The organism is Marinagarivorans sp., from assembly GCF_982758155.1.
Map to the genome: position 1 here is coordinate 11,033 of NZ_CEXWTU010000069.1, position 10,020 is coordinate 21,052.

The window sequence follows — 10,020 nt, forward strand, 5'->3', positions numbered from 1 at the left end:
GTGTCGTACTCGCTTGGGCGTGACAATAAATGGTCGAGCGCTAAACCGGCTTGTACCAAGCTTGCTGCATAGGGTATCCGGGGTACATTAATCAGTGCAATGGTATGGCTTGCTTGCATTTGGTTTTTCAGCTAGGGCAATCACAATAACCATTCACTACCGCTGCTTTGCAGGGCTACATCAATCAGCCCATCGTCTGGCCAGCCACCCGAACGCAAGGTTGCATCCAATGCCGCAAACCCAGTGGGCTCGGTTACAAGGAAGTAGTAGTGTCAAATTTAAATCCGCGACAGACATCCACGCACAAGGCACTCATTGTTTGTGGGTGGGTTTTGCTCAGGCATAATAATATCATGCGTGTTCTGTTTGTACATACAGTTTTCGAATGGCAAGTACATTCGCCAAGGGAGTGTTCAGATTATTAAGCTATAGGGACGAGGAAACAATATTTCATCCCCCAATGCTTGATATCGATACCCTTACCTTTGTTGCTCAAAGTATATGCCCAGCATGCGCCCCTTTAAGAGCCTCGATAAGAATGTCTATCCCATCCCTAATTGATAAGCTATTATTGCCTCGTCCCATAAGCTGGGCTTGGTTTTCTTGCCTTAAATTAGAGGGGCAACAGCTAAACAGACATCACCATACGCAATAATGCAGGACTATAATCTTGTATATTTTGTCGTGCACTAATTTCATCGTCACCGGCCAATTTCTTTGTCATTAAATCGGCGACTAATCTTGTTGTTGATTGACTAAAGCCGGGAAAATATTCAGCCTGATAAACAAGGCTGGGTTCGCTGGCAAGGATAAACCCAGCAAAAAACACGTCGGGCCAAGCGTCATTTAAATCACAAAAATTATCCCATAGGCTGAGTATGCTAATGGGCTTAGTTTTATCAATGACTTTTTCAGCTTCCTGTGGAAAACGTTCAAAGGCCAGTGCCCAGCAAAAGCGTGATTTTGCTTGGTCGTTTAAATAATAAAAGGCATTGGCTAAGCGAACGAGCAATTCACAATGTTCGTAAGTTAAAGCTTCGTTTAAGAGTTGCCGGGTGACGGTTTGCCAATCGGGAATTTGGGCAATGGCATAACTGGTGTGTAACTTAGGGGTATTCGAATCATAGGGAATATCACCTAAATTATTAGCAAACCTTTTCCACGCTACTGCAAGGTAGTCCCTAGCGCCACGCTGAAGAAGCTTTTGTGCCAAAGGCGATACTTCATCTTCTAAGCCTGCAAGTTCCGCTGTAATGGCTTCTACGGGAATCTCAGTGTTTTGCGTAATATGTTGGCTGTAGAGTAATAAGCTTTGATAACCACCCAGCTTATTGTTATTGGGATTGAGTTTGGTTAACTCTTTGATGAATGCACTGGCATTATCAAATTGGCGGTTAGCTAAGGCATCACATAATTTGTTTTCGGTAACAATGGCCGAATTATCCATAAATAAATCAAGCTGCGGTACATCTTGTGCACGCAACCATTTTTTACAAAAAGCTTCCTGTAGTACGCTATCAGTATCAATGCGTAAATATTTTTGCTGTTGCCCATCCCAGGCCAAATAGGTTTGCTGTTCCTCGCATAATTTTAATTTTTTACACAGTTTATTCGCCTGACCACTTAGCTCAATAAGTTGTTTTTTATCGAGGTTGATCAGGAGGGTTAAAACGGTTTGTTTACCGTAACGCCATTGCTCGTAATCACTGTAGGCTAGGTGGCCGTTTTCTAATAACCAGTCTAATAAATTAAACTGTCCATGTTGGCCTAAAAAGTTATCAACAGCGGCAATGTTTATCATAAGGCGGGTTCAAAGCTTGAGTTTTTTGAGGGGTGCCGATGTTAATGGTTTTAGCACGCGAAGGGTAGGCTTTCTAATGTAAGTAAGGACTAACTATTATGCAAAGCTAATAGCTAGTCTCTAGGCACGGCTATGGAAAGCCATTAAGCAACTAAACACGCGACTCCTGAAACTGTAAGTCGGCAAGCCGTTTATAGAGTGGAGAGTGCTCGAGTAACGTCTCATGGTTACCTTGAGCTACCAGTTGACCTTGTTCAAGTACGGCAATAGAGTCGGCGTGTAATATCGTTGATAGCCGGTGGGCAATGATGATAGTGGTTCTATTTTTCATGAGTACATCTAATGCTTGTTGTACGTGGTGTTCGCTTTCGGCGTCCAGTGCGCTGGTGGCTTCGTCGAGCAAGAGTATTTTAGGGTCTTTTAGTATTGCACGGGCAATGGCTAGCCGCTGTTTTTGCCCACCGGATAAGCGCGTACCTTTCTCGCCTAAGTGACTGTTGTAGCCATCAGGTAACTGCTCAATAAATTCATGGGCATGCGCGGCTTTGGCGGCTGCAATAACCTGCTCGTCGCTGGCATCGGGTTTACCGTAGCGAATGTTGTACCAAACATTTTCGGTAAACAGTGCAGGCTCCTGCGGTACTACAGCCAACTGTAAACGTAAGGTGGCTGTATCAAGTTCTTTAATATCAACCCCGTTCAAATGAATACTGCCTTTAGTGGGATCATAAAAGCGCTGTAATAATTCAAATAATGTCGATTTCCCCGCACCAGAAGGCCCGACCAATGCCAAACTTTGGCCAGAATGAATATGCAAATTTAAATCGCGCAAAGCAGCTGTATCTGGCCGCGATGGATAATGAAAGTTTACGTCTTTAAACATTAGTAGCGGTATTTCTGATGGCGCTTCGGCCACAAGATCATTATTGTTTGGCTGAATACTACTTATCGCTTTATTGGCTAGAACGGGTATTAAGCTTTTAACATTGAGTAAATCAATAAGACGTTCAGTGGCACCGGTTGCCCTTTGTAATTCGCCATACACTTCTGAAATAGTCGCAACAGCCGATCCCATCATAATGGCGTAAAAAACAAAAGCGGCCAGGTCGCCACCACTCATTCGCCCTGCAATCATGTCATTACCGCCTACCCACAGTAATCCACTGATGGCGCCGAACATTAACAATATGACAATGGCAATTAATAAAGCGCGTTGGCGAACTCGATTTTTAGCGACCACAAAAGCGCCTTCCACCTCACGAGCAAAAGCACGGCTTTCATGTTCCTCATGAGTATAACTTTGCACGGTTTTAATGTGCTGAATGATCTCGCCGGCGTAAGAGCCCACATCGGCGATAGAATCTTGGCTATCTTTTGAGAGTTTTCGTACACGGCGGCCATAAAGCACTATCGGTAGCAGTATTAATGGCACACCAATTAATACAATTAAGCTGAGCTTTAAGTTGGTGAATAATAAAAGTACCAATGCGCCCACAAACGTTAGTGTGCTGCGTAGCGCCATCGAAAAAGATGAACCAATAATATTTTGTAGCAAAGTGGTGTCGGTGGTGAGGCGGGACATTATTTCACCGCTTCTGTTAGTTTCGAAATAACTCGGGTGCAGTGTAATAATATGATCAAACACGGCTTTGCGTAGGTCGGCCACTACCCGTTCGCCCAACCAAGAGACTAAATAAAAACGCGTATAAGTACCTAGTGACATTAAAAATGCTAAGCCAATAATTATTACAACAGCGCTGGTTAATGCATCGCTTGATTGAGCAACAAAGCCCTCATCAATTAATAATCGCACCCCTTGGCCAATAGACAAAGTAATTGCCGCGGTAAACACCAGAGCTAGGCCCGCGAACAGCAACGTTTTACTGTAGGGGCGCATAAACTGCCAAAGTGATAATAGTACCGAGAGTGAATTGGCTTTACCCGCAACGCTATCGTTTTGTTTGAGCGGGCTTGATACGCTATTGTCTTGAGTGCTTCCGGGGCTGGTATTTTTTGTCATAGTGGGCTCGGCTATAGCTATCAGTAGTAGTCTATTGATAGCTGAAATAATAGGTAGTTCTGGGTGTGGCCTTTTAGCCTAAATTTAACTTCGGTAAAGTAATGATCAGTTGTCAATTTTGATAGATTATTGCATTAGTTAAGTACTTGGTGGCATTGGAACGGCTATGCCAGAAATGTAATCTATACCGGGGCGGCGTAGCGAAAAGGCTAAGATGTTAAATTATTTACTTTTCTTCTGCCCACAAGCTCAATAACTCTTCCAACTTCATTGAAAATTTAGCCCCTGTTTGCTGCGCTTGGTTATTAATCGTATTTCCCAATTCTGCTTTACGCGCCTGTAATGCGGCTATTTTTTCTTCTATGGTATTTTCGGCGATTAACTTATACACAAATACTGCATTTTTTTGCCCAATGCGGTGGGCGCGGTCGGTGGCTTGTTGTTCGGCGGCGCTGTTCCACCAAGGGTCGTAATGTATTACGGTATCGGCGCGGGTTAAGTTTAGGCCTACGCCGCCGGCTTTTAAACTAATTAAAAATACGGGGAATTCACCTGCTTGAAATTTATCCACAAGGTCTTGTCGTTTCTGCGTTTTTCCTGTGAGTAAACCGTAACTTATCCCCAGCCGTTTTAAATCTTCTGCCAAAATATCGAGCATTGTCGTAAATTGTGAAAAGATTAAAATTCCTCGGCCTTCGGCGGCAAGTTCTGTTGCCATTTCTATACAGTGTTGGCGTTTAGCGCTGGGAATGCTGGCATCACCCAGCAAGGCTGGGTCGCAGCAGGCTTGGCGCAGTTTTAATAATGCGCTTAAAACAAAAAGTTGTTGTTCGCCTTGGTTTTCAGTGCCTTCTAAACTTTGTTGGAGTTCTTGCCAGGTATTATTTTTGATGCTTTCGTAAAATTGTGTTTGTTGTTCGCCTAAGTCGATGGTTTGCAGTATTTCGGTCTTTTTGGGTAGGTCTTTAGCGACGGCTTGTTTGGTGCGGCGCAGCATAAAAGGTGATATTCGCTTTAATAGCTGCTCCATTTTTTTACTATTACCATCTTGTTCGATGGGTTTTTGATAGTGAAATTTAAAGTCGTTTAGGTTACCCAAGCAGTTAGGCATTAAAAAGTTGAGTAAAGCCCATAGCTCAACAAGGTTATTTTCTACGGGTGTGCCCGATAAACACAATTTGTTTTGTGCCTGTACATTTTTAATGGCCATATGCGTTTTGGTACGCGGATTTTTAATGTTTTGAGCTTCATCTAGAATTAACCAACTAAATTCAGTTTTTTCGAAAAAAGTCGCATCGTTAATAATGAGTTGGTACGACGTTAACAAAATATGGTGAGGTTGATCGTCGTAGCACATTTTACGGCTAGTACCGTGGTGAATAAGCACCTTAAGGTGCGGTGCAAACTTGGTGCATTCATTAAGCCAGTTATGCAGTAAGCTGGTAGGCATGACTACCAATGCGGGCAGCTGCTTTGGATTATTGGCAAACTCTAAACTAAGGTGCGAGATGGTTTGTAGCGTTTTACCTAAACCCATATCGTCGGCAAGAAGCCCATTTACACCGCAGTTTTTAAGATGCTGCACCCAGCAAACCCCAAGCCATTGGTAAGGTCTTAGCGTAGCGTTAACGCCACAGTCGGCCTGCTCTACTACAGTGGGGGGCTGTTTTAATTGCCGGCTAATATCTAAAGCTTCGATATCACCTTGCCAATGGCTGTTTTCTGGCAGTAGGGTTTCTAGTTGTTGTAATCGGGATTGTTGGTTGGGATGAAAACTAAGGCTGCCACGACCGCTCGTTAATAAATCGCCAAATTCTTCTGTCAGTGAAATTAAACGCTCGCCGGGCATTAAAATAATGCGCCCATCGTTGAGTGTGAGCTGTATATCGCCTGTGCTATTAGATAAATTGTATTGCTGAATTTGGTCTAGTAAAGCAAGTAGGTTGATGTTTTCTTTATCGCCGTTTTCATTATGAACTTGTAAAAATAGATCGACTTGTAAAAAACCGCTACTACTTTTTGTTAGTTCACTGAGCCAGCCTTCTGTTTGGATATAGTGGCGTTTAAAGTTATTGTCGATTCGAAAGATAAAACCACTCTTATCCAATGTTATTTTTTCTTGTAGAAAAAACTGTTGCCAAATAACATCTTGCGAAGCACTAAAGCCAACAGTATTTAAATCAAAGGGTTTACAGCTTTTAGTGAATTGCTTTTTAAAGGCTTTTTCGAGTTCTGGTTTTCGTTGAAAATAAAAGAGCGCATCATTTAATACAACATAATGAGCTACTGAATCGTTTTCATTAAACCATGTGCAGTAATGCTTACTGATATAAACAAAGTTTAGATTTATAACATCAGTATTTTTTCCGTTATGGTAAATGTTGTCACACAGAATACCGCCCCTAACCTGCGCATCTAGTGGGGTAGCGGAAGCTAAGGAGGGTAGCGGAAGTTTTAGCGCTGCCCACTTGTTACTGTACTTATCTAAAAATTGGGGAATGTCTTCAGCGATTAATGAGTAATTCAAAGCCTTTAACGTCGTAATTATTTCTTGTTCTTGTATCAACGTTAACGGCTGAGATGAATCATTGCTATTTGGCCGAACGGTTAAATCACAGAGTGTGATATCCATTTTTTCTGGCTTTGCATTTAATGCAAAAACAGTTAATTCATCATAACCTTGAAATAACTGAATACTATCGGTGGCCTGCGGGAGTAACTGCTGTGTACCGTTGGGTAATTGTTGCCAATCTAAGGTGGATGTTATGACTGTACCAGAGCTAATCTTCATTGGTATAGCTTGCACATGATGCTGTAAATAGACGCGCTCGCTGGAGCAGAGTTCCTGCCAGAATGTATTGACCACTTGAGTTTTTATTGGCGGCCAACCGGCTTGTGTCGGGTTGGCCAGTAAATATTGCAAAATGGCTTTATCGGCATTTTGAATAAAGGCCGGTGGTAAACTCAAGTGCTGATGTTGTGGGCTATAGGGCTTACCGCTTTTGATTTTAACGGCTGTATCTTCGTGTGTATCGCCAGAGCTTTCGGCGACGACCAAGTGCAGCTCTAAAAGAGGTAATGCGTTGGCTAGCGGCGCATCCTTTATGCGTAGTAAATAGTAGAGCTGCAGCGCGCTATCATGGCTGGAGGGTGTTGTTTTTTGTTGCGCGTGCAGTTGTGCCAAAAAGCTCATTGGTGAGGAACTCAATCAAAAGGCGATGATTATACAGTGCTTAGGGACGAGGAAATAATGCATTATCCACTAATGCTTGTTCTCTACTTCCTCTTCTTCGTTACTTAAAGCGTTACATGCCCCGGCATGCGCCCCTTTAAGTGCCTCGATGAGAAAGCCGCTTCGATAACTGCTCCCCGACATTGTGCTCCTGCAATGTCTAATAAGAGGCTCCTGCCTCGATGCGTTATTCTAATAACCTGCTTCCCTGCAGGCCCTCTGCGCCTAATTGGACAATCTATTATTGCCTCGCCCCTTAAACATATTTAGTCTGAGAGTGATTGAGCTGTAACGAATGCTTCCATTTTGTGAATAAGTTGATTGGCTAATGTTTGCATCGCACTGTGGCTAGCCCATGCAGTGTGTGGCGTTACAATTAAACGCGGATTATTCAGCGCTTGCATAATGGTGGAGTTCTTTGCGGGAGGTTCTTCGGGTAAAACATCAAGGCCTGCTCCGGCTAGGGTATTGTCCCGTAAGGCATTTAATAGCGCATTGATATCGACAATGGGACCGCGCGCGGTATTAATCAGTAGTGCGGTTGGCTGCATTAATGCTAGCGCTTTTGGGTCAATTAAAGATTGAGTGTTTTCTGTGAGGGGGCAATGAATAGAAACCACGTCTGATGTTTTTAGCAAAGTTTCAAAGCTAACACAGGCAGTGCCATCAATGCTTTTACGGCCACTGGGGCTGTAATACATAATATTCATAGCAAAAGCCGCTGCAATTTTTGCTGTTGCTTTGGCAATATTACCTGTACCAATTAATCCCAGTGTTTTACCGCGTAAGGTGGCAATAGGTTGCTGGTTATTTAAAAAGAAACAAAACTGCTCACTGGCCTGCCATTGGCCCTTTTCCACTGCGTATGAATAGGCTTTTAATTGTTTTGTTAAAGCCAGCATTAACATAAAGACATGTTCGGCAACATCTTGCGTTGCGTAGTCGGTTACATTCGCTACGGTAATTCTCCGCTCCGTGCATGCCTCTAAATCGACAATATTCATGCCCGTGGCGGCGATGGCGATGTATTGCAGTGTTGGGCAGGCATCTAATACGGCTTTATCGATAACAACTTTATTCGTGATAACAATATTGGCGCCTTGTAAGCGTGCAATCGTTTGCTTGGGAGTGGTTTGTGGATACTCGGTCCAATGGTGATTAAAGGCCGGTTTTGGAAAGTGAATAGACGGGCCGATTGTGGCTCTGTCGAGAAATACTATATTCATAGCGGTGGTCGCTAATTGGTCGTGAGTTGCGACACTACCACAGTATATAGAGCTGTAATAGTTTAAAAATAATAAATTTTTTGTTGTAATTTATTATTTAGTTACCTATAACTTTTGCATTAACTACTAGAGAAACACTAATGAAGTACAATTTCGCAATTAATTTTATCTGTTTATGTTGCTGCTCAATCAGTAACAATAATTGCGTGCTTCTAAGATTCTAGAGGCGCTATCGCCTACTTAGTTGATTAAAAACCTCGGTTGGCGCAAGCTCCCGAGGTTTTTTTTGGCTAGGTGGTAGAGTGGTAATACACCGGATTGCAAATCCGTTCTTCACCGGTTCGATTCCGGTCCTAGCCTCCAAATATAATAATTATTGTGATAATTCATCACTATAATTAAAACGCAAAAGTCACCCCAGCTTTTAAACCTTTCGTTTCTACTTGAAGGCCTGAGTCATAATTGCCTTGCGGGCAGGAGCGGTGGGTAAGGTCGTCTGTACACGAACTTATCGGTTCTTCGTTGATGGTGCTAGAGACTCTTCGGTATTGAAGCTGGTAGTCGCTGGTGCTTGCATAACGTTCGGGCAGGTTATTTGAGTAACCGTAATAAAAAAGTCCAAAATCAAACTGAATATGTTTAATGGGAGTCCAGTGAATATCTACATTAGCCATTCGAGATCCTCTATCGCTGTCGAAATGGCCAGTCGCTGCGCTAGCGCTGAAAGCTAAAGCTGGCGAAAATTTATACTTTACGAATGAATTTATAGATAAACCGGATTTGTTGATAATACTGATAGATTCTTGTTGCGCTACAGTATTTAAGAGTAGGTCGCCCTCTAAATAGCGAAGTCCAGCACCGACATTAACTTCTAAGAATTCGTTATTTACGGGGCTAGCGAACAGAACAAGGCCCATATCACGCATATTAGTTTTTTGTTCTAACGTACTCGGTCCTTCCCAAATGGTATTGTTCGCACGAACAACGTCTAGATAACGCCCATCGTCGACCAATTTTTGGCTGTCTGAAATACTAAAATCATTTATTTGGCCTTGGAGCAGTAAGCGCGGGTGCAGGCGTTTTTCGGCGCTTATGCTATAGGCAATCGTATGTTTATCTCGAATGGTGACCTGTTGATTTTTATCGTAAGAGCCTGCTCCACAGCCGTATATCGCTATACATAAGGCGGCCAGTAAACTCTGTTTAGTGAAGGTTTTTATGGTGTATGGCATGTAATGCAAGCCCCTTGTTCTTTAGCTCGGTAATATGTCGGTTATTGTTGAAAAATAGACGAGCATAAACAACAAAACCGCACCCCTTAGAATAAAGGTGCGGTCTTTGGTGGGGGATATAACGTGCTATGAGGAGGGCTTTAGCCTAGCAGGCGTAGTTGCCGTTCTTACGGCGGCGCTCGCATTCTTTACGAATGTTTTCGCAGCCGGTAGCACGGCCGGGGGAGGTTGGATTTTGTCGTACGCATTCATCGCGTTTGGCGGCTATCTCGGCGTTGTCTAATCCAGATAACTGGCTATCACCGCAAGCCGCTAGCAGAACTGATACGGTACAAAGCACTAAAAAACGGGTCAGCATGTTGCCCTCTCTTGGTGGGTTATTACTTGTGTGTCTTTAAAACACGGAAACCTATACCTGAGATTAGACCAGCAATGGCGTTATCGCAAAAAGTACTTAGGGACGAGGAAACAATATTTCATCCACTAATACTTGATATCGACTCCCCTAC

Annotated in this window: 6 protein-coding genes and 1 tRNA gene; 1 reads left to right on the forward strand and 6 read right to left on the reverse strand. The window is 43.2% G+C overall.

Annotation, left to right across the window (positions count from 1 at the left end):
- Window positions 1-628: 628 nt before the first annotated feature.
- From AC3A8L_RS09765 to AC3A8L_RS09780, 4 genes are all read right to left on the reverse strand, one after another.
- Window positions 629-1,801 (reverse strand): hypothetical protein, encoded by a 1,173-nt coding sequence (locus tag AC3A8L_RS09765; protein WP_487962063.1) that lies wholly within the window; start codon window positions 1,799-1,801, stop codon window positions 629-631.
- A gap of 151 nt (window positions 1,802-1,952) precedes the next feature.
- A complete protein-coding gene (locus AC3A8L_RS09770) occupies window positions 1,953-3,821 on the reverse strand; it encodes an ABC transporter transmembrane domain-containing protein (RefSeq protein ID WP_487962064.1) in 1,869 nt (622 codons plus the stop codon).
- A gap of 226 nt (window positions 3,822-4,047) precedes the next feature.
- Window positions 4,048-7,014, reverse strand: coding sequence for a DEAD/DEAH box helicase (locus tag AC3A8L_RS09775; RefSeq protein ID WP_487962065.1), 2,967 nt, complete (start codon window positions 7,012-7,014; stop codon window positions 4,048-4,050).
- Window positions 7,015-7,319: 305 nt separating this feature from the next.
- Window positions 7,320-8,279: a D-2-hydroxyacid dehydrogenase gene (locus AC3A8L_RS09780; RefSeq protein WP_487962066.1), complete on the reverse strand. Its 960-nt coding sequence runs from the start codon at window positions 8,277-8,279 to the stop codon at window positions 7,320-7,322.
- Between the two features lie 288 nt (window positions 8,280-8,567).
- Between AC3A8L_RS09780 and AC3A8L_RS09785 the strand changes: the two genes are divergently transcribed.
- Window positions 8,568-8,642, forward strand: a tRNA-Cys gene (locus AC3A8L_RS09785).
- A 35-nt stretch (window positions 8,643-8,677) separates the two neighbouring features.
- Here the strand turns inward: AC3A8L_RS09785 and AC3A8L_RS09790 are convergent.
- Both AC3A8L_RS09790 and AC3A8L_RS09795 read right to left on the reverse strand, forming a co-directional pair.
- Window positions 8,678-9,511: a hypothetical protein gene (locus AC3A8L_RS09790; RefSeq protein WP_487962067.1), complete on the reverse strand. Its 834-nt coding sequence runs from the start codon at window positions 9,509-9,511 to the stop codon at window positions 8,678-8,680.
- 145 nt (window positions 9,512-9,656) lie between these two features.
- The gene (locus AC3A8L_RS09795) at window positions 9,657-9,869 is read right to left on the reverse strand and encodes a hypothetical protein (protein WP_487962068.1); all 213 of its coding nucleotides are present in this window, start codon (window positions 9,867-9,869) and stop codon (window positions 9,657-9,659) included.
- Window positions 9,870-10,020: the final 151 nt, after the last annotated feature.

Bases quoted from the DNA above. Each gene is read 5' to 3' on its own strand.
- AC3A8L_RS09795 (WP_487962068.1), bottom strand. From the start codon at position 9,869: ATGCTGACCCGTTTTTTAGTGCTTTGTACCGTATCAGTTCTGCTAGCG.
- AC3A8L_RS09790 (WP_487962067.1), bottom strand. From the start codon at position 9,511: ATGCCATACACCATAAAAACCTTCACTAAACAGAGTTTACTGGCCGCC.
- AC3A8L_RS09770 (WP_487962064.1), bottom strand. From the start codon at position 3,821: ATGACAAAAAATACCAGCCCCGGAAGCACTCAAGACAATAGCGTATCA.
- AC3A8L_RS09775 (WP_487962065.1), bottom strand. From the start codon at position 7,014: ATGAGCTTTTTGGCACAACTGCACGCGCAACAAAAAACAACACCCTCC.
- AC3A8L_RS09765 (WP_487962063.1), bottom strand. From the start codon at position 1,801: ATGATAAACATTGCCGCTGTTGATAACTTTTTAGGCCAACATGGACAG.
- AC3A8L_RS09780 (WP_487962066.1), bottom strand. From the start codon at position 8,279: ATGAATATAGTATTTCTCGACAGAGCCACAATCGGCCCGTCTATTCAC.